Below are 25991 nucleotides of genomic sequence, written 5' to 3'. Positions count from 1 at the left end.
ATCTATCGATGCCCTTCTAAAATGAACACATTAAAAAAATTATGCGATCACTTTAGCAACAACACCGGCACCTACAGTACGGCCACCTTCACGGATGGCGAAACGCAGACCTTCGTCCATTGCGATTGGGGCAATCAGGTTAACTACCATGTTGATGTTGTCACCTGGCATGACCATCTCTACGCCTTCTGGCAGTTCGATAGTTCCGGTTACGTCAGTGGTACGGAAGTAGAACTGTGGACGGTAACCTTTGAAGAATGGGGTATGACGACCACCTTCATCTTTGCTCAGGATATACACTTCAGATTCGAACTGAGTGTGTGGGTGGATAGAGCCTGGCTTCGCCAGAACCTGACCACGTTCAACGTCATCACGCTTAGTACCACGCAGCAGAACACCCACGTTCTCACCCGCACGGCCTTCGTCCAGCAGTTTGCGGAACATTTCAACGCCGGTACACGTGGTTTTAGTGGTTTCTTTGATACCTACGATTTCAACTTCGTCACCGACTTTAACGATACCACGCTCTACACGACCGGTTACTACAGTACCACGGCCGGAGATGGAGAACACGTCTTCGATTGGCAGCAGGAATGGCTTATCAATGTCACGCTCTGGTTCTGGGATGTAAGTATCCAGTGCTTCTGCCAGTTCGATAACTTTCGCTTCCCACTCTGCGTCGCCTTCCAGCGCTTTCAGCGCCGAACCACGGATAATTGGCGTGTCGTCGCCTGGGAAATCGTACTGAGACAGCAGCTCACGCACTTCCATTTCGACCAGTTCCAGCAGCTCTTCATCATCAACCATGTCACATTTGTTCAGGAACACGATGATGTAAGGAACGCCTACCTGACGACCCAGCAGGATGTGCTCACGAGTCTGTGGCATTGGGCCATCAGTTGCAGCAACAACCAGGATCGCACCGTCCATCTGAGCAGCACCGGTGATCATGTTTTTCACATAGTCGGCGTGGCCTGGGCAGTCAACGTGTGCGTAGTGACGAGTTGGGGTATCGTATTCTACATGAGAAGTAGAGATGGTGATACCACGTGCTTTTTCTTCTGGCGCATTGTCGATCTGGTCGAATGCACGTGCGCTACCACCGTAAGTTTTTGCCAGAACGGTAGTGATTGCAGCAGTCAGGGTAGTTTTACCGTGGTCAACGTGGCCGATAGTACCAACGTTAACGTGCGGTTTTGAACGTTCAAACTTTTCTTTAGACACGACTCTATTCCTTAATACCGCTCCCTCGTCACAAAGAGGAGGGAGCTAAAAAGATAGTAAACTCGAAAACTTATCTAGATTTACGAGCTTCAATAATAGCCTGAGCGACGTTGCTAGGCGCTTCGTTGTACTTCAAGAACTCCATGGAGTAAGAAGCACGACCTTGGGTCTGAGAACGCAGGTCAGTAGCATAACCAAACATTTCAGACAATGGTACTTGAGCACGAACAATTTTGCCCGTAGCTATATCATCCATACCATCGATCATACCACGGCGACGGTTCAGGTCACCGATGACGTCACCCATGTAGTCTTCTGGTGTTTCCACTTCGACTTTCATGATTGGTTCCAGCAGAACTGGTTTCGCTTTCATGAAGCCTTCTTTAAATGCCATGGATGCAGCAATTTTAAAGGCGATTTCTGAGGAGTCAACGTCGTGGTAAGAACCATCGAACAGAGCAACTTTAACGTCAACGATTGGATAACCAGCCAGAACACCGCTCTTCAGCTGTTCCTGAACGCCTTTATCGACGCCAGGAATGTATTCTTTAGGAACAACACCACCAACGATTTCGTTCGCGAACTCGTAACCAACACCACCTGCTTCCAGAGGCTCGATACGTAGCCAAACGTGACCGTACTGACCACGACCACCGGACTGTTTAGCGTGTTTACCTTCCTGCTCAACAGAAGCACGGATGGTTTCACGGTAAGCAACCTGAGGTTTACCTACGTTCGCTTCAACGTTGAATTCACGACGCATACGGTCAACCAGTACGTCGAGGTGAAGTTCACCCATGCCTGCGATGATAGTCTGACCAGTCTCTTCATCACTGCTCACGCGGAAAGATGGGTCTTCCTGAGCCAGACGGCCTAAAGCGATACCCATTTTTTCCTGGTCAGCTTTAGTTTTTGGCTCAATAGCAACAGAGATAACTGGCTCTGGGAATTCCATGCGCTCCAGAATGATTGGCTTGCTCAGGTCACAAAGAGTATCACCTGTAGTGACATCTTTCAGACCGATAGCAGCAGCGATGTCGCCTGCACGGACTTCTTTAATTTCTTCACGTTTGTTGGCGTGCATCTGAACGATACGGCCAAAACGTTCTTTTTTGTCTTTCACTGGGTTCAGTACGGTATCACCAGAGTTAACCACACCGGAGTAAACGCGGAAGAACGTCAGGTTACCCACGAATGGGTCAGTCGCGATTTTGAACGCCAGTGCTGAAAATGGTTCGTCATCGCGGGAGTGACGTTCCGCCGGAGTATCTTTACCGTCTGGCAGCATACCTTTGATGGATTCAACATCCGTTGGAGCTGGCAGATATTCGACCACTGCATCCAGCATTGCCTGAACACCTTTGTTCTTAAATGCAGAACCACAGGTAACCAGAATAATTTCGTTAGCCAGAACACGCTTACGCAGAGCTGCCTTGATTTCTTCTTCAGTCAGCTCTTCACCGCCCAGGTATTTATCCATCAGTTCATCTGATGCTTCTGCTGCGGATTCAATCAGGTTCTGATGCCATTCCTGAGCCTGCTCAAGCATGTCAGCCGGGATATCTTCGTATTCGAAGGTAATACCCTGATCTTCGTCGTTCCAGTTGATTGCTTTCATTTTCAGCAAATCAACAATGCCGGTGAAAGTATCTTCTGCACCAATTGCCAATTGCAGAGGAACAGGGTTAGCAGCCAGACGAGTTTTGATCTGCTCAACAACGCGCAGGAAGTTCGCTCCCATACGGTCCATTTTGTTAACGAACGCGATACGTGGAACGTTATATTTGTTCGCCTGACGCCATACAGTTTCAGACTGTGGCTGAACACCACCAACTGCACAGTAAACCATTACTGCACCGTCAAGAACACGCATGGAACGTTCTACTTCGATAGTGAAGTCAACGTGGCCTGGGGTGTCGATGATGTTGATACGGTGTGGCTCAAACTGTTTAGCCATACCAGACCAGAATGCGGTAGTCGCAGCAGACGTGATGGTAATACCACGTTCTTGCTCCTGTTCCATCCAGTCCATAGTAGCAGCGCCATCATGAACTTCACCGATCTTATGGCTTACACCAGTGTAGAACAGAATACGTTCGGTGGTAGTAGTTTTACCCGCGTCAATGTGCGCACTGATACCGATATTACGGTAACGAGTTATAGGGGTTTTACGAGCCATTTTTTCCTCTCTCGTGGGCGTTCAATTTAGAGAACGGGTAGCTGGACAGCCACCCGGAACATATTCACTGCCGATGGAATACCCAATAAAGGATTTTACCAACGGTAGTGTGCGAACGCCTTGTTAGCTTCTGCCATACGGTGAACGTCTTCACGTTTCTTCACAGCAGCGCCTTTATTTTCAGCCGCATCAGATAATTCATTTGCCAGGCGCAGAGCCATGGACTTATCACCGCGTTTACGAGCAGCTTCAACGATCCAACGCATTGCCAGAGCATTACGACGAACCGGACGAACTTCAACTGGAACCTGATAAGTAGAACCACCAACACGGCGGGACTTAACTTCTACAGTCGGGCGCACGTTATCCAGTGCCAGCTCGAATGCTTCCAGATGATCTTTACCGGAACGCTGAGCCAGGGTCTCAAGCGCACCATATACAATAGCTTCTGCGACAGACTTCTTACCGTCTACCATCAGGATATTTACAAATTTGGCCAGCAGTTCAGATCCGAACTTTGGATCTGGCAGAATTTTACGTTGACCAATTACACGACGACGTGGCATGGAAATACTCCGTTTCGAATTTCAGGGTTGTCCAAAACTCTACGAGTTTATTTTGACATTAATGTGAAAAATGTTTGGCCTTACTTAACGGAGAACCATTAAGCCTTTGGCTTCTTCACACCGTACTTAGAACGACCTTGTTTACGGTCTTTAACACCGGCACAGTCCAGAGCGCCGCGAACGGTGTGGTAACGTACACCTGGCAAGTCTTTAACACGACCGCCACGGATCAGGATAACGGAGTGTTCCTGCAGGTTGTGGCCTTCACCACCGATGTAGGAAGAAACTTCGTAACCGTTAGTCAAACGCACACGACATACTTTACGCAGTGCGGAGTTTGGTTTTTTAGGGGTGGTAGTATATACACGAGTACATACGCCACGTTTTTGCGGGCAAGCTTCCAGAGCAGGAACGTTGCTTTTCACAACTTTCGAGCTACGAGATTTGCGAACCAGCTGATTAATAGTTGCCATTATTAAAAAAGCTCCTGGTTTTTTGCTTCGTAAACACGGATTTTACCCTCTCTCTGCCATTATGACAAAACAAGAGGACGCGGAATTTTATTGCTGACTTGACGAGGTGTCAAGAAATATACAGTTTTTCTATATCGGCAAAATATTATCGATAAAGTACTGCCAGTAAAGCGTTGGGCTGGTAAAGTTGCTGAAAAGTGCCATTCAGATCTACCCATCACCTCTACCATGCAAAATTTTGCTGATGTTTTACTGTTAAGCTAACAAAGCCATTGTAATCAATCACCATTACACGGTCTGAAATCTGTTCAATCAGCCCCCGTGCATCAAGATCTTCTTTTAAAACATAAATGCCTGCCCTCGTACGGAGCAACTCCGTCAAATAACGGTTATCATTAATGCCCAATAACACGCCATTTTGCATCAATAAAACATCATCGGTATCAGATACAAGGCCAAGCATTGCATTGAAGTCATTATGGTAAGGTGAGCGACTGACAGTATATAACATGTTACCTGCCTGAAATAGATTAAAATTTCAACACAAAATCATAACCCGCCAACAATTCTCGGATTGCGGCGGCAGAAAGAAATTCAGCTTCCAGCACAAAATTGCTGGCTGGGCTGCCTCCCCGAATCACCAAATCATCCAGACAGACGTAACATTTATCAATGTCATAGAGCGGCAAGACCTTAAAGGTTGAGATATAGTCACGGGCCAGGATTTTATCCGGCTGCTGATTGGCCAATAATTGAAATACACCATCAGAAATAAAAAATACACCGATCTGCTCAGTCAATGCCGACGTCGCAAGCAGTGCATCCAGCCCTTCCCGGCCGGCAGAAGAGCCGTGAGGAGCTTCAGTAAAAACAAAGGCAATTTTTTTCATCGATACCCACGAAGATTCCCAAACCTAACCAGCGCTAAAATTGTATGACACGATCACATAACATCATGGCTTCTGCCAACGATCCCAACCCACTAAGCTCAAACCCTTCAGCTAAATTAGCGGCGGGCAGATTCAATTCACGGGCTTGCTGTTCATCCACGACACCACGGCGCAATGCCGCAGCAACACAGATAAACAGATCGAATTGATGCTGGACTGCCAATGCCTGCCAGGCCCTGACCAAATCAAACTCATCATTGGCAGGGGCAACCCATTGATTGCCGTTTTGGACACCTTCGCGATAAAAAAACACGCTATGCAGTTTATGGCCAGAGGTGATCAATGCCTGAGCAAATTGGTAAGCGCTGCTGGCTTGTTGAGTACCGTAAGCTGGCCCAGTGACCAGCAAACAATAAGACAGTGACGACATTACTTCTCCGAACCCGCATATTCACCATTTTTGAACTGGCGAATATAGAGATATACCGTATGTTTGGAGATATTCAAACGATCAGCCACCTGATTAATCGCATCTTTAATATCAAAAATACCTTTCTCATAAAGATTCAGCACAACCTGTCTGTTTTTCGCATTATTGGAAACATTGCGATCAGCATTCACTTCTTCAATTGTGAATTCCAGAGTTTGTGCTACCAGATCATCCACGGAAGAAGCAAAATTGACGTTTGAAGCAACTTCATGGGTTTTTTCCGGGATAAAGGTCTGAATAATTTCAGAGAAAGGCACATCAAGATTCATATTGATGCACAAAAGCCCAATGACTCGACGCTGGCGATTGCGGATAGCAATCGTGACAGATTTCATCAACGAGCCACTTTTAGCCCGTGTGAAATACGCCCTGGAAACGCTACTGTCTTCATCCGTAATATCATGCAGCATTCGCAACGCCAGATCGGTAATCGGAGAACCAATTTTACGCCCTGTATGCTCGCCATTAGCTATTCTGACGGCTGAACATTTAAGATCTTCCAGTGAATGAAGAACTATTTCACAATGCCCACCAATCAACATAGCCAGGCCATCCACAGCAGCTTCGTAAGATTTTAAAATTTCGTGATCAGTTTCACTAAATGGTTGGTTTTCCAGTAAATCAATATCACTGTTTTCACCAGAGATATTATCACCAGTTAATAGCGGGGTAGACATGTAATACACCATCCTTCAAATTCTGACTTTGCCTCACCAAAAACATCGGGGCAAGATTTATTATAAAATCACATTACTGCAACTCAGCATCTACTTCGGTAAACGCCTATTGTTACAAGAAAGTTAAATAGCCTTATGAGATAAGCGCTAAAAACAAACAGTTAAAAATGTTTGCTCTATATTATTCTATTCGGACTATTCAGAATAGTGACGTTAAAACCACATCGAACTGCCGTCAAGCTCTTGCTGAGTATAGCGCGGGGTTCAATCACAGCTTTATGCCGAATCCATCTGAAATACGAAAAGCAATATCCCATTTAATACCGTGGGAAATAATAAGCAAATAAATTTATTATTTTTTATCCATGCTTATTACTCATCAAATAGAGGTAAATATCAGCAGCAAATCGAAAGGTAGAAAAAATGTGTGATAAAGCAGGAGCCTTAAGCCCCTGCTAATATCTTTTAATCACAGAAATTATTTTGCCTTGGCCGCAGGCTTAATATCCAGTAATTCAACATTGAAAACTAAAGTGGAGTTAGCTGGAATTTTAGGTAAATTAACCTGATCATAAGCCAGCTTAGGTGGAATAACTAATGTGATTTTTCCACCTTTCTTCACATGCTGTATACCTTCACTCCAACCTGGAATAACGCTATCCAAACGGATTGTCAGCGGCTCTTTACGGTCATAAGAGCTGTCAAAAACCTGACCATCAATCAAAGAACCATTGTAGTTAACAACGACAGTATCAGTCTCTTTAGGTGCGTTACCCGTACCTGCTTTTTCAATTTTGTAAAGAAGCCCGGTTTTGGTTTCCACTACGCCCGCTTGTTTAGCAAACTCTTTGCGATATTTGGCACCTTTTTCACCATTTTCACTGGCTTCTTTTTCTGCCTTAGCCAGTGCTGCACTTTTCACTTTAGATTCAAAGGCTATCAGGGTTTCCTGTATTTCTTTATCCGTCAGTTTGGCTTTATTATTTAATGCATCTTCAACACCAGCCAGCAACTTTTCTTTTTCTATATTGATACCGAGCGCTTTCTGTTCTTGCAATGAGTTGGCCATATAGCCTCCCAGAGAAGCACCCAGAGCATAAGAATTTTGCTGTTCTGCTGTTTTAAAAGCACTATTTAGTTTGACTTCGTCTTTGGTTTCGGTGTTAGCAGCCAAAACCTGGGGTACGCTAAATGCCACCGCTAGCGTTGTTGCCAGCAGAGTTGTTTTAAACAGTGATTTCATCCTATTCTCCAATAAGTTTGGGTGGGGTTGCCATCAGCATAGGGCATAACATCTACTATAACCGCCTAAGAAAACCAATGACAATATTTGCTATACCTTGCCATAAAAATCGTTGAGACAACATTAAAGCAAAGAGGTTTCGTGAAATTCTATTTCACTGGATATATGAGCATTATAGTGGCATCTTGGAGCATTATAGTGGCATCTTGACCGAATCATCGGTCCGTCATTTAAATTAATTGATTCAGAGGCAGGAGGAAAGATAATGGAATTATCTGAATTTGAGCGAAGATTTGAACAACTAGAAACCAAGCTGGCTTACCAAGATGCCACCATTGAAGCATTGAATCAGGAAGTGATAAAGCAACAGCTCGAAACTGACAGATTGAAAGAACAACTAAAATTAATCGCTGAACGTCTGAAAACTCACCAGGCATCCATCATTGCACCGCTTTCTGAAGAAACACCGCCCCCCCATTACTGATATTCATCAGGGAAGCGACCCGCCAAGGAAGGCTAGACGCAAAATAAAAAAGAGAAGCTTAAAACCCGCTTCTCTTTTTCTGCTTACTGATATTTCAGGTGACTAACGATTTTCAGTTAGCCCCGATTAATCTTAATGGCAGCTACCGCCGCAGCATCCGTGATCACCGTGATCGTGATCATGGTGATCATCACAGCCACCCTGACCATGTACATGGCCATGAGCCAATTCTTCTTCGGTTGCCTCACGGATCGCAACAATTTCAACATTGAATTTCAGATTCTGGCCAGCCAACATGTGGTTCGCATCAACAACCACTTCATCACCTTCTATCGCAGTGATTTCTACTGGAATAGGTCCCTGATCGGTGTCAGCCAGGAAACGCATACCAACCTGGAGATCATCAACGCCAACAAACACATCTTTTGGTGCACGCTGAACCAGGTTGTCATCATACTGACCGTATGCATCTTCTGCTTCTACGCTAACATCAAAACGTTCACCCACCTCACGGCCATCCACTGCTTTCTCTAATCCGCTGATCAGAGAACCACGGCCATGCAGATAGTCTAACGGTGCACTCACCGAGGACTCATCAACTAAAACACCATCTTCTGTTCTTACTTGATAAGCCAGACTGACCACCAAGTCTTTTGCTACTTTCATGACAACTCCTACATACCCGAGGGAAAAAATCCGTGAGGGAAAATTTTTACTGCTCAAAAAAATGCTGCCAATTGTAACGGAATTCTACGTTACTGTACCTAGTCAATGGCAAAATTTATCCACAATTCATTGTACATGTATTGAGTTACTGTGGTGTAAAGATCCCAATGACCTGTTCCTGGTCTCTGATATGAGATGTGACAGCGTCCTCCGTTTGCCTCTGTATATGGCCACAACGGACACACTCAACAACATCAACCTTATTTTCCTGCCACATTGCCAGCGTATCCTGTGATTGGCATTTTGGGCAGACTGCTCCTGCAATAAAACGCTTACGACTAATTGACATAATTCCCCCTAAGACGTGTCAGAACATCTATTTTCCGCTACCATGCACACCAGGTACTTAAAACTCAATACATATACCCAATAGATTTCAAATTGCGGCCCATCGAACACTATACGTATCAACGATCACTATGCATATCGATATACGATTGGTATGAGGAACGCAGTCAACAAAGCGGCAACTTGAAAGATGAAGGATATATAAATCTAACTATTAATTAACTTAACACATTATATATAGACGACATCTATGATTGTTTTCTCTTCACTGCAAATCCGTCGTGGCATTCGCATCCTGCTGGATAACGCCAACGCAACGATCAATCCTGGACAAAAAGTCGGATTAGTTGGCAAAAATGGCTGCGGTAAATCTACCCTGCTGGCATTACTGAAAGATGAACTTCAAGCTGAAAATGGCTCTGTCACCTTCCCCTGCAACTGGGCACTGGCTTGGGTTAATCAGGAAACGCCAGCCCTGGAAACATCAGCATTGGAATATGTCATCGATGGTGACCGTGAGTTCCGACAACTGGAGCAAAAACTCAAAATCGCCAACGAACAAAATGACGGTCACGCCATCGCTCACCTTCATGGTTTGCTTGATACTATTCAGGCATGGACAATCCGCGCCCGAGCCGCTAGCCTGCTGCACGGATTAGGTTTTTCTCAGGTTCAGCTAGAACAACCGGTACGTTCATTCTCTGGAGGCTGGCGTATGCGCCTCAACCTGGCACAAGCGCTGATCTGCCGCTCTGATTTGCTATTACTCGATGAACCGACCAACCATCTTGATCTGGATGCTGTTATCTGGCTGGAAAAATGGTTGAAGAGTTATACCGGCACCTTGATCCTAATTTCCCACGATCGTGATTTTCTCGATCCAATCATCGATAAAATTCTGCACATTGAACAGCAGGATCTATACGAATATACCGGTAACTACTCTTCCTTCGAACGGCAACGCGCGGCCAAACTTGCCCAGCAACAGGCGTTATACCAAAGCCAACAGGAAAAAGTGGCCCATTTGCAGAGTTATATTGACCGCTTCCGCGCCAAAGCCTCTAAAGCGAAACAGGCACAAAGTCGCATCAAAATGCTGGAACGCATGGAGCTTATCGCGCCCGCTCATGTCGATAACCCTTTCCATTTCAGTTTCCGCCAGCCGGAAAACCTGCCAAATCCACTCTTAAATATGGATAAAGTTAGTGCTGGCTATGGCGAAAAAACGGTATTGAACTCGATCAAATTAAATCTGGTGCCAGGTTCACGGATCGGCCTGCTAGGTCGCAATGGGGCGGGTAAATCCACGTTGATCAAGTTGCTGGCAGGAGAGCTTGCACCTCAGCAAGGAGAAATTGCCTTATCGAAAGGCATTAAACTGGGTTACTTCACACAGCACCAATTGGAATACCTACGGGCAGATGAATCTCCATTACAGCATTTAGTCCGAATCGCGCCCAGAGAGACAGAGCAACAGCTTCGAGATTATCTGGGAGGATTTGGCTTCAAAGGCGATCAAGTGACCGACCCAAGCGGACGTTTTTCCGGTGGTGAAAAAGCGCGTTTGGTACTGGCTCTGATTGTCTGGCAACGTCCAAACCTCCTTCTGCTTGACGAACCGACCAACCACCTTGATCTCGACATGAGACAAGCATTGACTGAAGCACTGATTGATTTCGAAGGTGCTCTGGTCGTCGTATCGCATGACAGGCACTTACTGCGTTCTACAACAGACGAACTTTATCTGGTACATGATGGCAAAGTAGAACTTTTTAAAGGTGATTTAGACGATTATCAGCAATGGCTCACTGAACTGCAACGCCAGCAAATGCGGGATAGTCAGGAAAAAGAAAAATCAGAGAGCGAATCTTCAACAAATAGCACTCAAAATTACAGTGCTCAAGAGCGTAAAGATCAAAAACGGCGTGAAGCTGAATTCCGTAACCAAACGCAGCCATTGCGTAAACAGCTTGCAACCCTTGAAAAACAGATGGAAAAACTGGGTACGGCATTGACAGAATTAGAAGAGAAGCTGTCAGACAATACGCTTTACGACCATGATCGTAAAACTGAACTGACTGAATGCCTGCATCAGCAGACGCAAACAAAATCCAAACTGGAAGATACTGAAATGGAATGGTTGGATATTCAGGAACAGCTCGAACAAATGACAACAGAATTTGATGCGAGTCAAGGAGTCAGTTAATTTTTCAGGTATAAACCTGTAAGTATATAATCGGGTATTGTCATTCAACACCCGATTATTCCCTATTTACAAAGAAAAAATATAAAATTGCTTGCAAACAGCCAGAATATTCGTCGTAAAAAATAATAATTCATCAATTATGCAGGAGATCATTTATAATTGAAAAATGTTTCAGATTTTCATTTTTTGCTCATTGACTGAGAAACCTTTTAAAAATCACACCTCAAGCTTGATTATCATGAGAGACAAAATGACAATATTCCGTATAAAACAAGGAATAATGACTGACTCATACATTAGCAACTAAGGCAGAAAAGTTTTCAGCATCTTCAATCAAAGGCTCATCTATGTATTTTGCCCATACCACCCCAAGATCAATTTTTTTATCCGTTTCAACAATTTCCAAAAAATTCATATAATACTCAGGGATAGAACTAATAATCCGTTTAGGCACACAGGTATAGGCATTATTTTTTGTAATCATCTCTACTATCAACATGATATCATTTGTTTTTAATAGCAAATGCATATTGTCACCAGTATAGATAGGAAAAACATTGAGGCAATCCGTTAACTCAACCTCCTCTTTTTTTTCTGGTGAATTTTTCGGAGTAACTCCGTTGCCAAACTTACGTAAGGCTATTCTGCATTTAGATACCAGATGACTTCCTTTCTTAAAGATATAGATCAACCTTTCCGTAAACACCTTTTTTGGCTCTAACGGAGCGCTAATAGATGATAGCGGCATCACTGCAACATGTAACATCCTTGCATTCAATAAATTTATCTGCTGCTCAACTGACAGCCCTGTCACCAATGACAGCACAACGCTCCCTTTTTTTTCCACGAACTGTCGCTCTATTTGAGAATAATTGTGGATAGGAAAACAAGAACCGACGTATAAGTGCCTGACCATATCCTCTTTTGAATCGACATGAACCTGACTTTTGAAGTGCTCATAGTGAGATAAAAACTTCCGGGTATTTTCCAACGTCTTCTGCCCAAAATCTGTCAACCTTGTTCCATTTGGTCCCCTTATAAATAGTGATGCACCAAGAATATTTTCCAACCCGTGAATTCTCTTCGTCAAGGCTGGCTGAGAAAGATAAAGCCTCTCAGAAGCCTTATGATAATTAAGCGTTTCAGCCAAAACGATAAAAGCTTCAAGATTGCGTATATCCATGTTCTTTAGCCCAATGATTGTTGAATAACTACAAAACATTACAGATTCATGGTGATAGCATTTTAACTTAGTGTTTTGCCAAAGGTTTTATCAGGTAAAATGGTCAAAATGTTAACTAATAAAATGTTAGTTAATAAGAGGGCAATTCGCAAAATATTTATTATAATTATGTTTTAATTTCATTAAAAAATTATTTCAATAGTAACTAATTATTCTGGCAATGTGGATATCTTCCTTGTTAACGATATTATTTATCATTCCATTTCATTTTTTAAACCACAGAGTCATTATTATTTCTTAAGGTTAAAAACAATCGAGACATAACCTATAAACAGATCCACAATGGATAACTCTTCTTTATTGAGAATCTGCCAAATCAAATACCAGAGATTATGAAAGTTAAAATATCATATTGTGAAACTATTGTGTGAATAATTTAATTGAAGAATATAAAGAAAAGCATATACACCTAGCTTACCCGTATAATGTAACAAACAGCAGATAATTTACATCCATTATATCATTAATAGCTCTTCCATATTTTAATTTTATGATTATTTTAATATTCACTCTTATTACGTGTTAATAAGTATATGTGATATTAAAAAAATAGCAATACGGCAATGACAGGCTTTATAGTGTGTTAATAGTGATAATGCATACTTATTCTTAACGCTTTTTTACTCTTTTTTTATATCGGAATACTCTGTATTGAATTTTCATTTTATGAATAAAACGTGTTAATTTTTAGTCACCTAAGAAAACACCTTCAAACATCGTATCGACAATTCTTCCGATATATACTCGATAAACTTCAAACTTCAAGCTTCAAGCTGCAATCCGCAAGACGACGCGAGGCCTTATATTTCCCCACAGTGCAGGGGAATATAACACGTATATTGAAGTTGGGTTGATATAAAATAAAAATCGGGGAATCGTGTTTTTAATCTATTTTGGTGTATATTTTCTATTAAACGCTCAGTAAGATAATCTGACGTACATAATTCACTTCTTAATTTCAATAAAATATGACAGATAAATGATGAAAATCGACTTGAGCAATATGATAACAGAAAGTTGTAACCCCGCCAGTACCCACATTGATCAACTCTCAACTCTCGATATGCTCCGTGTTATCAACGAGGAAGATAAAAAAGTGGCTATTGCCGTTGAAAAAACACTGCCTCAAATTGCCCGTGTCGTTGATAAAGTTGCCGAGGCATTTCGTCAGGGTGGGCGCTTAATCTATAGTGGAGCAGGCACATCTGGGCGCTTAGGTATCCTGGATGCCAGCGAATGTCCACCCACTTATGGTACAAAACCAGAACAGGTAATCGGCTTAATTGCCGGAGGGCATCAAGCCATTTTGCACGCTGTCGAAAATGCGGAAGATAATCGGCAATTAGGTACAAAAGATCTTCAGGCATTACACGTTAATCAAAGAGATGTTCTGGTCGGGATCGCAGCCAGTGGCCGAACCCCCTATGTATTAGGTGCCATGGAATATGCCAAATCAGTTAGTGCTACTGTCGCCTGTATCAGCTGCAATCCAAACAGCTCAATGGTGCAATTAGCTGATATTGCCATCACGCCCGTCGTAGGGCCAGAAGTGATAACGGGTTCATCCCGTATGAAGGCAGGCACGGCACAAAAATTGATACTGAATATGATCACGACAGGTGCCATGATCCGTATTGGCAAGGTATATGGTAATTTGATGGTTGACGTAAACGCCACCAATGCCAAATTAATCGAACGCCAGAAAAATATTGTCATGGCCGCCACAGAGTGCAGTAGAGAAATGGCAGAACATGCCTTGAACGCCTGTGGTGGTCATTGCAAGACCGCAATCGTCATGATTTTATCGGGTGTCAACGCCGAACAAGCCAAAGCGTTACTGGCAGAACACCAAGGGCTTATCCGGCCAGCTATCTCAATAGACCGATAATCATTAAAATACTCAACGCCATTGACGGAATGGACTTCACTAACGCTATTTTTCAGGTGCAAAAATATTGACTTAACCAAACCAGATTAACGGCACACAAGCCGCCGTCAGAACACCCATTGCGACATTGAAGGTAAACCACGCGCGACGGCTTCTCAGTAACTGACCAATCAGTGAGCCGAGAACCAGCCAGATTGCACCAGCAAGAGTATTGACGATTAACATCACGATGCTGATAACAAAAATGGAATAGTTATACAGCTCTCCAGCCAGACTGTAACTACTGATTGCGCCCAATCCCATCAACCAGGTTTTTGGATTTAAGAACTGCAATAACCAACCCTGATAAATTTTGATAGGTTCTCCTGCCGATGCGGTGGTGTCCAGCCGCTTATAATGCGAAGTAGCTGTCTTCCAGGCTAGCCAGAATAAATACAGGCATCCGAGTATTTTCAGGCCCGTATGTAACGCAGGATAAATCAGCAGTAACGCAGCAACACCAAACGCAGACAGCAGCAAAATTGTCTGCATCCCCAAAATAATGCCCAGACAAAGCGGGATAGAACGGCGAATTCCAAAATTAGCTCCCGATGATGTCAGTAACAAATTGTTTGGACCCGGTGTGACAGCGGAAATAAACATAAATATACTAAGCGAGAATACCAGGCTTAAAGTCATGGGTAGATTCCCCTCCCCCCCACCCAGGTGGTTGACATTTCTTTTCAAGAAAATAACAGTATGTTATTTCACATACAAGATAACTAATCATGAAATCAATTCATTATGAATCCCGGCCTACAACTCCATTGACACTGACTAAGTTTACCCAATGATGAATTACCGTATTTTCAGGAGCAATCACAATGATTATCCCGTGGCAACAATTGGAAGCCGATACACTCCACAACTTAATTGAAAACTTTGTCTTGCGGGAAGGTACTGATTACGGCGAACAGGAAAAAACGCTCGAACAAAAAGTGCAAGATGTCAAACGTCAACTTGAGCGAGGTGAAGTTCTGCTGGTATGGTCTGAACTACATGGAACCGTTAATATCTTGTCTAAAGCGATGTTCCGCCCGTAAAGCTCGGTTTGTTTTATTCATTCTAATTGACTGATTCGCCAATTTTATTGATTAAGGAGTCTGTTCATGTCTGCCAAACACCCCATTATCGCAATCACTGGTTCCAGTGGCGCAGGAACAACCACGACCAGTGTCGCTTTTCGCAAGATTTTCCAACAATTTGACGTAACAGCCGCACTGATAGAAGGGGATAGTTTCCATCGTTATACTCGTCCTGAAATGGATGCCGAGATACGGAAAGCAAGAGAACAAGGCAGACATATCAGCTACTTTGGGCCAAAAGCTAACGATTTCGGTACGTTGGAAAAGACATTCCTTGAGTACGGAGAAACGGGCAATGGCCGCTGCCGAAAATATCTCCATACCTATGATGAAGCCGTCCCCTATAACCAATTACCAGGTACTTTCACACCGTGGGAACCTCTGCCATCAAATACAGACGTCCTATTTTATGAAGGACTACACGGTGGTGTTGTCACGCCACAACACAATGTCGCCAGTCATGTTGATCTGTTGATTGGCGTTGTGCCTATCGTCAACTTAGAATGGATACAAAAACTCATCCGTGATACCGGTGAGCGTGGGCATTCCAGAGAAGCTGTCATGGATTCCGTTGTCCGCTCAATGGATGACTATATCCGCTACATCACTCCTCAGTTTTCACGTACCCACATCAATTTCCAACGTGTCCCTACCGTTGATACCTCTAACCCCTTCTCTGCCAAAGCGATTCCCTCGCTGGACGAAAGTTTTATCGTGATCCGCTTCCGTGGTCTCACTCAAATTGATTTTCCTTATTTACTCGCTATGCTTCAGGGTTCATTTATTTCCAGCCTAAATACTATTGTCGTTCCAGGTGGAAAAATGGGACTGGCAATGGAATTAATTATGGCACCGCTTGTTAAACAATTACTGGAAGGCAAAAAAATCTCGTAATTTAATCCCCATTTAATTTTTAATAAGGCAGGTAACAAAAAATAATGTTACCTGTTTTATTAAAATAAATAGGCCATTTTTTGTGACATAATTTTTTCCCTTTTATAAATGTAAAATCAATAAAACCAACTCTTCTACCTGATTTCTGGTAATCTGGCAGTCAGTTTAATAGGCTGAAGCGATACAGGAGAAGACAGAAACGCTTTCCTGTGTTACAAACAAGGTTACAAGTAGGGACTGGCAAGGTATATGGGTTAAGATCAATATGCCCAAATTTTGACATCTTTATAATCAATATAAAATTCCCCGCTTGTCAGCTTTTCAGCAGGTTAATATGTTAACCTATTGACTTTATAAAGCCAGCCTGAAGAGGAACGACAGTTTCTCACATCATAAAGGCAGAAATAACAACAGAGGATAAAGCGAATGGTTCTCGGCAAGCCACAAACAGACCCAACTCTTGAATGGTTTTTGTCACACTGCCATATTCACAAATATCCATCCAAGAGCACGCTTATTCATCAAGGCGAGAAAGCAGAAACGCTTTACTATATTGTTAAAGGTTCAGTTGCTGTTCTAATAAAAGATGAAGAAGGTAAGGAGATGATTCTCTCTTATTTAAATCAGGGAGATTTCATTGGTGAACTTGGATTGTTTGAAGAGGGGCAAGAACGTACTGCATGGGTGCGAGCCAAAAGTGCCTGTGAAGTGGCTGAAATTTCCTATAAGAAATTTCGCCAGTTAATTCAGGTCAATCCTGATATTCTGATGCGTTTATCTGCCCAGATGGCAAGTCGCCTACAAACCACTTCCGAAAAAGTAGGTAACTTGGCCTTTCTGGACGTTACAGGCCGTATCGCCCAGACGTTGCTCAATCTGGCCAAACAGCCTGATGCAATGACTCACCCTGATGGTATGCAAATCAAAATCACACGTCAGGAAATTGGGCAGATTGTGGGTTGCTCCCGCGAAACGGTTGGCCGTATCCTGAAAATGCTGGAAGATCAAAACCTGATCTCTGCACATGGCAAAACCATCGTCGTTTACGGGACACGTTAATTCCCGATAAACCAGAAACTCAGCCAGTGCAATCCGTTACTTCGCACTGGCTTCTTTTTTACTTTTATTTGTTTAACCAGCGGAATATCGCCATTTCCAGCCGCATCATGCCGTCTGTAATTTCGTCCTCAGGAATGATCAATGATGGTGTAAAGCGCAAGATGCTGTCTCCTGCACTTAATAACATCAATCCCGATTCCGCCGCTTGCTGTATTATCTCTCTGGCCTTGCCCTGATATTCAGCTTTCAATACGGCGCCAATAAGCAAGCCTTTTCCACGAACTTCATGGAAAATACCATATTTTTGGTTCAGTTTTTCCAGAGCATGAATGAGCATATCGTGCCGTTTTTCCACGCCCATCATCACTTCTGGCGTATTGATGATATCCAGTACGACACAACCGATACTACACGCTAGCGGGTTTCCACCATAAGTCGTTCCATGCGCGCCCGTTTCCATTGCTGCCGCTATTGTATCTGTCGTTAACATTGCACTGATGGGAAAACCGCCCCCCAGCGCTTTTGCTGTCGTCAGGATATCCGGCTGTACGCCATAATGCTGGTAAGCATATAATTTACCCGTGCGCCCTATTCCACTCTGGACTTCATCAAAGACCAACAAGACCTGATGTTTATCACACAATTCCCGCACTCCATGCAGAAACTTCATCGTTGCAGGAGTCACTCCCCCTTCTCCTTGAATTGGCTCCAAAACAACAGCGCAAGTGTGATCATTGATTTCCGCCCTGACGGCATCCAAATCGTTAAAAGGTACGTGAACAATATCAGCAGGTTTAGGTCCGAACCCGTCGGCATATTTCGGCTGCCCTCCTACCGAAACAGTGAAAAAGGTGCGTCCATGAAACGCCTGATGGAAAGCAATAATTTTAGTTTTATTCGGATGATGACGAGTAATCGCATAACGACGTGCCAATTTAAATGCCGCTTCATTAGCTTCCGCTCCCGAATTAGCGAAAAAGACTTTCTGGGCAAAGGTCGCATCAATCAATTTCTGTGCTAAAGCTAAGGCTGGCTCATTGGTAAAAATATTGCTGACATGCCACAATTTTTCACCTTGCTGCTTCAGGACGTTCACCAAAGCCGGATGACAGTGCCCCAAAGCCAGAACCGCGATCCCTCCGGCAAAATCAATATATTCTTTACCCTGTTGATCCCATACTCGACTTCCTTGCCCTCTGACAGGAATAAAATTCGCCGGTGCATAAATGGGCAACATCACGTGATCATAGGTATTTCGTTTTGTTGCCTTATTTTCTGACATTTCCCCCACCTTATTTTTATCTTTACCATTTAAAAAATGAAATAATAATCATAAAATATGAATAAAAAATCACTTAAGAGCAAATAAAAAAACACTGAATGAGGGAATATGGAGGTAACTGACTAATATTTGAGGAAATTATTCAACAATTCATGTCCCTGCTCACTCAGAATGCTTTCTGGATGAAATTGCACGCCTTCCAATGGCAAAGTACGGTGACGTATTCCCATGATTTCATCTACGTCGCCATTGCGCTGACTCCAGGCCGTCACTTCAAATGAAGCAGGAAGCGTTTCTGCGGCAACGACCAGAGAGTGATAACGCGTGACCGTCAATGGACGATCTAATCCTTTAAATACCCCTTGCTGGCTATGATGGATCAGACTGGTTTTTCCATGCATCACTTCACGAGCTTTAACAACGCTCGCCCCAAAAGCCTGACCTATTGCCTGATGTCCCAGGCACACACCGAGGATGGGCAATTTCCCTGCAAAATGTGAAATCGCTTCCAACGAGATCCCTGCTTCATTTGGTGTGCAAGGCCCCGGAGAAATGACTAAATGAGTAGGCGCCAAATCTTCGATATCTTCAAGCTGAATCTCATCATTACGCTTAACTAAAACCTCTGTCCCTAACTCACAAAAATATTGATATAAATTGAATGTAAAAGAATCGTAGTTATCTATTATTAGTAACATAGGAGTATATCCTACTGATTATTATAGTCTTATAAGTTACCCTACCCCATAGGGGTATTATGCATTCTGTATAACAGTAAAATCAGGTAAAGCAGTATTAACAGCAATGGGGGGCTAATCATACCACAGAAGCACTTTTAAAATAGTGGTACGGAGACCGCATTACCATAATGCAGCATGATGTAACAACGTAGAAATGGCGGAGAGAAGGGGAATGCAAACGGTACTCAAACAACCAGTAATGATTATCCGAATACCGTATTATGTCGGTCTTCGAGCTGTTAAGGTTCAACCTTGGCAGACAAGATCACAATAGGTTTTGCCGGTACATTTTGGTAAGGACCAACATTTTCTGTTTTGACCTGAGAAATTTTATCAACCACATCCATGCCCTTAACCACTTTGCCAAAGACTGCATAACCGAAGTCACGCTGCCCGTGGTCAAGGAAAGCATTATCAGTCACATTAATAAAAAACTGGCTGGTTGCGCTATCCTTATCTGCGGTACGTGCCATAGCAATAGTACCCCGCAGATTCCGCAGACCGTTATCTGCTTCATTTTTAATTGGCTCCCGGGTAGCTTTTTGCTTCATATCCTTTGTAAAGCCGCCACCCTGGATCATAAAGCCCGGGATAACACGATGAAAGATGGTGTTGTTATAAAATCCCTCATTGACATACTCAACGAAATTCCTGGTAGTCATTGGTGCCTTATTGCTGTCTAACTCAAGTTCGATTTCTCCAGCCGATGTGACCAGCTTCACGTGAGTTTCAGCGGCTAATACTGGGACAGCTATCGCACTGATAGCACATGCAGCCATAAGCGACACAAAAATACGTTTAAACATTAATGGTTCCTTTATTTTTGAGGTCAACAATAAAACTCATAACAACAAAACGCCTTAAGTGTAATTCCCTATGGAGTGAAGTTCCAAAGATTTACCTACATTTACGAGTATCTTAGATGAATAGAGGGAAAATCTACCGATAACTTTTATATTCGCATAGTTCAGCAAAGTCTATTTTGTGAATAACCCCCATATTGATATGCTTTCCATGCTAAAACATAGAAATTGAAGATTGATGTACACTCGACAGCATAATCAGAGTCATTCAAAATCTGTAAGCTCAGTTTCTTATACTGTGCTTTCGGATATTTTTTCCAGAATAATCACCAACATGATCTATACCAATCCAACTTCAAGATGCGTGTTATATTTCCCCGCGCAGCGGGGAAATATAAGGCCTCACGTCGTCTTGCGGATTGCAACTTGAAGTTTATCGAGTATATAAGGAAAGTTTGAATCCCGAAAAAGTGTTGATTTGGCGAATTATTCACAAAAAGAACCTATTACGGATTCCTCAAGTTACTCCTGTCCACAAGCAACTCCCCTCGGTATAATCATCGCGCTATTTTTGTGTATTCCTCAGGGAGATAACCATTTTGACCATCAAGAACTACAACTATCATATGACCCACTTTATTACGAGTGCACCTGACATTCGCCACCTGCCTCAAGATGTGGGTATTGAGGTCGCGTTTGCCGGTAGGTCAAATGCGGGTAAATCCAGCGCCCTGAATGCACTGACCCGCCAAAAGAGCCTTGCGCGTACCAGTAAAACCCCTGGCCGTACCCAATTAATTAACCTATTCGAAGTAGAAGAAGGAGTCCGTCTGGTAGACTTGCCGGGCTATGGCTACGCCGAAGTACCAGAAGAGATGAAACGTAAGTGGCAGAAAGCGTTGGGGGAATATCTCCAGAAGCGTGAATACCTTCAGGGATTGGTGGTTTTGATGGATATCCGCCATCCACTGAAAGATCTGGATAGGCAAATGATCGAATGGGCTGTCGTGATGCAAGTCCCTGTCATGGTATTGCTGACTAAAGCTGATAAACTGGCATCCGGTGCCCGTAAAAGCCAACTGGCAAAAGTTCGTCAGGAATTAGCCTCTCTGGAAGGTGATATTCAGATCGAATACTTCTCCGCCCTGAAAAAAATCGGCATTGATAAACTAGAGCAAAAACTTAACCAGTGGTTCAATCAGCCAGCCATTGAGATGGAATAACATCCGCCTCTGCCCCATAAAAAAACGCCCCAGTCAAAAGAAATGACTGGGGCAGCTAATATTCAGCTAAATCCGATTACGTGAAGTAAAAGGTCTGAAAGATAGAACATCTTACCTCTGTACCCTACGCCGATAACTTTAACCTATTCTTTTAATCAAAAAAAGACTTTTTTGTAATTAATTTTCACTAATTACCTCGATTCAGCTGTTAACATTTAAGCAATTCAGGTTATTATGGCGTCATTAATGTAGTTTAATTACATATTTATGAGATCTAGATCTAATCTACAACCTAACTGAAATTCTTGTCACATGCCTTTTCGCGGCATAATTGAGATAATTTCAGTTCATTAAACAAGCAGTATTTTCATAAAAATCATTCAATAAAAAAAGAACCGCATTTCTACGGCTCTTTTTCTGCTTCTGCTTCTTAAGATAAAAAGGTATATCAGTGTGCCTGATCCCAATTATCACCAATCCCAACATCCACATTTAACGGCACATCAAGCTGCATACTTTGTTCCATCAGCTCTCTGATTTTCTGCCCTGCGGTCTCCAGCTCTGATTCATGCACTTCAAATACCAGTTCATCGTGAACCTGCATGATCATGCGCACATTTGGCTGCTCACTGATAATCCAGTTATCTACCGCAATCATTGCCAATTTGATGATATCTGCTGCCGTCCCCTGCATAGGTGCATTGATGGCTTCACGCTCTGACGCCTTACGACGCATGGCATTACTCGATTTGACATCCGGCAGGTACAACCGACGACCTTCCAGCGTTTCGACAAATCCCTGTTCAGCCGCCTGCGTCCGTGTACGTTCCATATAAGCCAGCACTCCCGGATAACGCTCAAAATAGAGATCCATATAGCGCTGCGCTTCACCACGCGGAATACCTAACTGGCGGGATAGGCCAAACGCACTCATGCCATAAATCAGGCCGAAGTTAATCGCCTTAGCACTGCGACGCTGTTCACTGGTCACTTGTTCCAATGGTACGCCAAACACTTCCGCAGCCGTTGCGCGGTGGATATCTTTGCCTTGGGCAAATGCCTCCAACAAGCCTTTGTCCTGTGACAAGTGCGCCATAATGCGCAATTCAATCTGCGAATAGTCCGCCGCCATAATGCGGTAACCTTCCGGTGCCACAAATGCCTGACGGATGCGGCGCCCTTCATCATTACGAACAGGGATGTTTTGTAAGTTTGGATCACGGGAAGAGAGGCGTCCCGTCGCAGTTACCGCCTGATGATAAGACGTATGAACGCGATTTGTCAGTGGGTGCACCATCAGAGGCAATTTATCCGTGTAAGTGGTTTTCAGTTTTGCCAGGCCGCGATGTTCCAGAATCACTCTTGGCAACTCATCGTTCTCTGCCAACTCTTCCAGTACTTCTTCATTCGTTGATGGTGCGCCATTTGGCGTCTTTTTCAATACAGGCAAGTTCATTTTTTCAAATAAGATGACTTGTAACTGTTTTGGTGACGCCAGATTGAATTCTTCCCCTGCCAACTCATAAGCAGACTTTTCCAGTTCATCCAGACGTGCAGTGATTTCCCTTGAATGTTCTGCCAACGTTTGGGCGTTGATCAGCACCCCTGTTCTTTCCATACGGGACAAAACCGGCACCAGAGGTATTTCGATCTTCTGGAAAACTTTTTGCAGCGTTGGCGCATTCTCTAACTGAGGATACATGACCTGATGTAGCCTAAGAGTCACATCTGCATCTTCCGCCGCATATTTTGCGGCTTCCTCCAATGGAATTTGATTGAAGGTGAGTTGCTTTTTGCCCTTGCCCGCAATTTCTTCAAATGTGGTGGTTTTATAGCCCAGATGACGATCAGCAAGGCTATCCATGTCATGCCGCCCCGCTACGCTGTTCAAAACATACGATTCCAGCATGGTATCGAAAACAATGCCATTTAAAGCAATGGCATAACGCGCTAAAACACCACGATCAAATTTCAGGTTTTGACCAATTTTAGGCAGATTGGCATCCTCCAGCAGCGGTTTTAATGCTGCGAGAACTTCGTGCAGCTCCAATTGCTGTGGCGCATCCAGATAATCGTGTCCCAATGGCAGATAAGCGGCTTCAACGTCTGATTTCCCCACGGCAATGGCAAAGGACATTCCCACCAGATTAGCTGTCAGGGTATCAAGACTGTCGGTTTCCGTATCAAAAGAGAATGCCGGAACTTGTTTCAGCTTTTCAATCCACTCATCAAAGGATTGACGCTCAAGGATGGTTTGGTAATTTTCCGGTGAAATTTTAACAGCGGCGGGTGCAGCAGCTACTGATTTTGACTTAGTGCCGGCTGCAACAGGTTTCTTTCCATTACCTGCCAGCCAACTACCATTCTGTACGTCACTGATCCAACGTTTAAATTCATAATGACTGAACAGAGACAGTAACTCATCCGCATCCGGTGGGATAACAGAAAGATCTAAACAGGTCCTATCCAACTCAACGTCGGTTTTGATTGTCGCCAATTGGTAGGAAAGATAAGCCATCGCTTTATGCTGTTCCATTTTGCCAGCCAGGGTTTTGGCTCCACGGAAACCAAGTGTGGCAATGTCATCAAGCCGGGCATAGATCTCATCCAATCCGCCAATCCCCTGCAATAGCCCCAGCGCGGTTTTCTCACCTACTCCCGGCACCCCCGGAATATTATCGGAAGAGTCCCCCATGAGGGCGAGAAAATCGATAATCAGCTCAGGCGGGATACCATATTTTCCCTCAACCTCTTCCGGTCCCAAAATAGTGTTGGTCATGGTGTTAATCAGCGTGATATTTGGCGTCACCAATTGCGCCATATCTTTATCACCCGTGCTAATCAGCACCGAACGGCCCTCTTTTTCAGCCTGCAAGGCCAACGTACCGATAACATCGTCAGCTTCAACGCCTGGCACAACCAGAATAGGCAGTCCCATTGCATTAACCATTTTGTGCAACGGTTCAATCTGCAAACGCAAGTCATCCGGCATAGGCGGCCGATGGGATTTGTATTCAGCAAATAGCTCATCACGGAACGTTTTGCCTTTGGCATCAAACACAACCGCCACATGACTGGGTTTATACTGCATAATCAAACTTCGCAACATATTCAGCACACCATACATGGCACCCGTCGGTTCTCCCGAACTGTTTGTCAGTGGTGGAAACGCATGATATGCACGATAAAGGTATGAAGAACCATCAACTAAAATCAGGGGATTGTCTGCTATCTGTGCCATAAAATTTTCTTCGTCGTTCTGTGGGATGAATAAAGAATAGAATGCCATACTGTGTCGTTATAGACGAATTTTGCGGGAATTTTCTCGTACTAACTTGCATTTTATGACAAATATTCTGATCAGTGCTCTGTGGATAACTTTGTGCACAAAAAAATGGCATATAAAACAGATTTATGTATATCACCGCAAAGAGAGGATAACAGGAGGTAAAAATCAATGAATTACGCGAAATATTAAATAAATATTACAACCGCTTTAAAATCACTGACTTGTGGATATTACCGGAGTTTATGTTATGAAAGGTGTTTTTTGGCAGGTATTGTGCCAACTCTCTCATGGCTGGCACAATACCTGTATTATTTTATATTAATACTCGCATTTTTGTTTCGTTACGCTACCTTCTTGCAACTTATTTTTTGTTTACCAGATAGTTCACGACCTCAGAAAATTTCTGTGAGTAGTCCAAAGCTGAACGAGTGTCAATTCCGCCATTGTTGATCAGGTACTTACCATTAACAAACATCGCTGGAACACCACGTAAGTTGAAATCTTTGGCTGCCTGACGCTCTTTAGCCGCTACCGACTGCACGATAAAGCTGTTCAGGGCTGCATCATACTCTTCACCAGATATACCCGCTTTGATGAAGGCATTGCGGATATCGTCCTTGCTAGTGATGGTTTGGCTTTTCTGAATGCCATCAAACAAAATAGGAGTGACTTTATCTTCAATCTTCATGACAATGGCGACTGCCCAGGCATCGGTCAATGCTTTGCCCAACGGCCCCAGAAAATCCACATGATAACGTTCATGAGTCACACCTGCTGGCAAGTTTTTCTCAACCGTAGCAGGAACGTGATACGTATTTTCAAACTGATAGCAGTGAGGACAATAAAAAGAAAAAAACTCCACCACCTGAGGCTGATTTGCAACCGGATCTTTTAACTCGGTATACTGTTTGCCTTCAGAAAAACCGGAAGCAGCAGCATTAAATGCCATAAATGCTCCCACCAGCGCTAGCCAAAATTTCTTCATAAATGGTCTCCAAAA

The 25991-nt window shown here is 43.5% G+C and carries 25 protein-coding genes; 7 read left to right on the top strand and 18 right to left on the bottom strand.

Annotated elements, in window-relative coordinates:
- Nucleotides 1-39: 39 nt before the first annotated feature.
- The 9 genes from tuf to fkpA all read right to left on the bottom strand — a co-directional run bounded on the left by tuf (nt 40) and on the right by fkpA (nt 7742).
- Entirely contained in the window at nt 40-1224 is a 1185-nt protein-coding gene (gene tuf / locus AAY47_RS14035) for an elongation factor Tu (protein ID WP_047770768.1), read from the bottom strand.
- Between the two features lie 70 nt (nt 1225-1294).
- Complete coding sequence (fusA, locus tag AAY47_RS14030) at nt 1295-3403, bottom strand: elongation factor G (protein ID WP_047770767.1); 2109 nt, start codon at nt 3401-3403, stop codon at nt 1295-1297.
- Between the two features lie 95 nt (nt 3404-3498).
- Complete coding sequence (gene rpsG / locus AAY47_RS14025) at nt 3499-3969, bottom strand: 30S ribosomal protein S7 (RefSeq protein WP_047770766.1); 471 nt, start codon at nt 3967-3969, stop codon at nt 3499-3501.
- A 98-nt stretch (nt 3970-4067) separates the two neighbouring features.
- Complete coding sequence (gene rpsL / locus AAY47_RS14020; protein ID WP_010848548.1) at nt 4068-4442, bottom strand: 30S ribosomal protein S12; 375 nt, start codon at nt 4440-4442, stop codon at nt 4068-4070.
- A 223-nt stretch (nt 4443-4665) separates the two neighbouring features.
- Nucleotides 4666-4953 carry a sulfurtransferase complex subunit TusB gene (gene tusB, locus AAY47_RS14015; protein ID WP_047770765.1) on the bottom strand — a complete coding sequence of 96 codons (288 nt, stop codon included), beginning with the start codon at nt 4951-4953 and terminating at the stop codon, nt 4666-4668.
- A 19-nt stretch (nt 4954-4972) separates the two neighbouring features.
- The gene (gene tusC, locus AAY47_RS14010) at nt 4973-5332 is read right to left on the bottom strand and encodes a sulfurtransferase complex subunit TusC (RefSeq protein ID WP_047770764.1); all 360 of its coding nucleotides are present in this window, start codon (nt 5330-5332) and stop codon (nt 4973-4975) included.
- Between the two features lie 34 nt (nt 5333-5366).
- Entirely contained in the window at nt 5367-5762 is a 396-nt protein-coding gene (tusD, locus tag AAY47_RS14005; protein WP_047770763.1) for a sulfurtransferase complex subunit TusD, read from the bottom strand.
- A complete protein-coding gene (locus AAY47_RS14000; RefSeq protein ID WP_047770762.1) occupies nt 5762-6499 on the bottom strand; it encodes a helix-turn-helix transcriptional regulator in 738 nt (245 codons plus the stop codon). The genes tusD and AAY47_RS14000 overlap by 1 nt, the downstream gene beginning before the upstream one ends.
- Before the next feature lie 478 nt (nt 6500-6977).
- Entirely contained in the window at nt 6978-7742 is a 765-nt protein-coding gene (fkpA, locus tag AAY47_RS13995; RefSeq protein ID WP_047770761.1) for an FKBP-type peptidyl-prolyl cis-trans isomerase, read from the bottom strand.
- Between the two features lie 265 nt (nt 7743-8007).
- On the opposite strand from fkpA, the gene AAY47_RS13990 reads away from it, so the two are divergent.
- Entirely contained in the window at nt 8008-8226 is a 219-nt protein-coding gene (locus tag AAY47_RS13990; RefSeq protein WP_047770760.1) for a SlyX family protein, read from the top strand.
- 132 nt (nt 8227-8358) lie between these two features.
- Here AAY47_RS13990 and slyD read toward each other — a convergent pair whose 3' ends face one another.
- Both slyD and AAY47_RS13980 read right to left on the bottom strand, forming a co-directional pair.
- Nucleotides 8359-8892: a peptidylprolyl isomerase gene (gene slyD / locus AAY47_RS13985; RefSeq protein ID WP_047770759.1), complete on the bottom strand. Its 534-nt coding sequence runs from the start codon at nt 8890-8892 to the stop codon at nt 8359-8361.
- 145 nt (nt 8893-9037) lie between these two features.
- Nucleotides 9038-9241, bottom strand: coding sequence for a YheV family putative zinc ribbon protein (locus AAY47_RS13980; protein ID WP_047770758.1), 204 nt, complete (start codon nt 9239-9241; stop codon nt 9038-9040).
- Nucleotides 9242-9490: 249 nt separating this feature from the next.
- Here AAY47_RS13980 and AAY47_RS13975 point away from each other — a divergent pair, with 249 nt between their 5' ends.
- Nucleotides 9491-11446, top strand: a complete 1956-nt coding sequence (locus AAY47_RS13975) for an ABC transporter ATP-binding protein (protein WP_047770757.1) — start codon at nt 9491-9493, stop codon at nt 11444-11446.
- 289 nt (nt 11447-11735) lie between these two features.
- Here the strand turns inward: AAY47_RS13975 and AAY47_RS13970 are convergent, their stop codons facing one another.
- Nucleotides 11736-12629, bottom strand: a complete 894-nt coding sequence (locus AAY47_RS13970; RefSeq protein WP_047770778.1) for a LysR family transcriptional regulator — start codon at nt 12627-12629, stop codon at nt 11736-11738.
- A 1042-nt stretch (nt 12630-13671) separates the two neighbouring features.
- Here AAY47_RS13970 and murQ point away from each other — a divergent pair.
- Nucleotides 13672-14577: an N-acetylmuramic acid 6-phosphate etherase gene (gene murQ / locus AAY47_RS13965; RefSeq protein ID WP_200897790.1), complete on the top strand. Its 906-nt coding sequence runs from the start codon at nt 13672-13674 to the stop codon at nt 14575-14577.
- Nucleotides 14578-14649: 72 nt separating this feature from the next.
- Here murQ and AAY47_RS13960 read toward each other — a convergent pair whose 3' ends face one another.
- Nucleotides 14650-15255, bottom strand: coding sequence for a LysE family translocator (locus tag AAY47_RS13960; RefSeq protein WP_047770755.1), 606 nt, complete (start codon nt 15253-15255; stop codon nt 14650-14652).
- A gap of 185 nt (nt 15256-15440) precedes the next feature.
- Between AAY47_RS13960 and AAY47_RS13955 the strand changes: the two genes are divergently transcribed.
- The 3 genes from AAY47_RS13955 (at nt 15441) to crp (ending at nt 17654) form a co-directional block, all read left to right on the top strand.
- Complete coding sequence (locus AAY47_RS13955; RefSeq protein WP_047770754.1) at nt 15441-15659, top strand: YheU family protein; 219 nt, start codon at nt 15441-15443, stop codon at nt 15657-15659.
- A 66-nt stretch (nt 15660-15725) separates the two neighbouring features.
- Nucleotides 15726-16595 (top strand): phosphoribulokinase, encoded by an 870-nt coding sequence (locus AAY47_RS13950; protein ID WP_047770753.1) that lies wholly within the window; start codon nt 15726-15728, stop codon nt 16593-16595.
- Between the two features lie 426 nt (nt 16596-17021).
- On the top strand, nt 17022-17654 hold the full coding sequence (gene crp, locus AAY47_RS13945) for a cAMP-activated global transcriptional regulator CRP (protein ID WP_004240730.1): 633 nt from the start codon (nt 17022-17024) through the stop codon (nt 17652-17654).
- Between the two features lie 64 nt (nt 17655-17718).
- Here crp and AAY47_RS13940 read toward each other — a convergent pair whose 3' ends face one another.
- The 3 genes from AAY47_RS13940 to ppiA form a co-directional block, all read right to left on the bottom strand.
- Entirely contained in the window at nt 17719-18936 is a 1218-nt protein-coding gene (locus AAY47_RS13940) for an aspartate aminotransferase family protein (RefSeq protein ID WP_047770752.1), read from the bottom strand.
- Nucleotides 18937-19058: 122 nt separating this feature from the next.
- Nucleotides 19059-19634 carry an aminodeoxychorismate synthase component II gene (locus AAY47_RS13935; RefSeq protein WP_047770751.1) on the bottom strand — a complete coding sequence of 192 codons (576 nt, stop codon included), beginning with the start codon at nt 19632-19634 and terminating at the stop codon, nt 19059-19061.
- A 281-nt stretch (nt 19635-19915) separates the two neighbouring features.
- Nucleotides 19916-20482, bottom strand: a complete 567-nt coding sequence (gene ppiA, locus AAY47_RS13930) for a peptidylprolyl isomerase A (protein WP_047770750.1) — start codon at nt 20480-20482, stop codon at nt 19916-19918.
- A 596-nt stretch (nt 20483-21078) separates the two neighbouring features.
- Here ppiA and yihA point away from each other — a divergent pair.
- Nucleotides 21079-21702 carry a ribosome biogenesis GTP-binding protein YihA/YsxC gene (yihA, locus tag AAY47_RS13925; RefSeq protein WP_047770749.1) on the top strand — a complete coding sequence of 208 codons (624 nt, stop codon included), beginning with the start codon at nt 21079-21081 and terminating at the stop codon, nt 21700-21702.
- A 448-nt stretch (nt 21703-22150) separates the two neighbouring features.
- On the opposite strand, the gene polA is transcribed toward yihA, so the two are convergent.
- Entirely contained in the window at nt 22151-24943 is a 2793-nt protein-coding gene (gene polA, locus AAY47_RS13920) for a DNA polymerase I (RefSeq protein ID WP_047770748.1), read from the bottom strand.
- Nucleotides 24944-25352: 409 nt separating this feature from the next.
- On the bottom strand, nt 25353-25976 hold the full coding sequence (dsbA, locus tag AAY47_RS13915) for a thiol:disulfide interchange protein DsbA (protein WP_047770747.1): 624 nt from the start codon (nt 25974-25976) through the stop codon (nt 25353-25355).
- Between the last annotated feature and the right edge of the window lie 15 nt (nt 25977-25991).

It is taken from the genome of Xenorhabdus griffiniae (genome assembly GCF_001028135.1).
Lineage (GTDB): Bacteria > Pseudomonadota > Gammaproteobacteria > Enterobacterales > Enterobacteriaceae > Xenorhabdus > Xenorhabdus bakwenae.
This window is presented reverse-complemented; position numbering and strand designations above follow the sequence as displayed.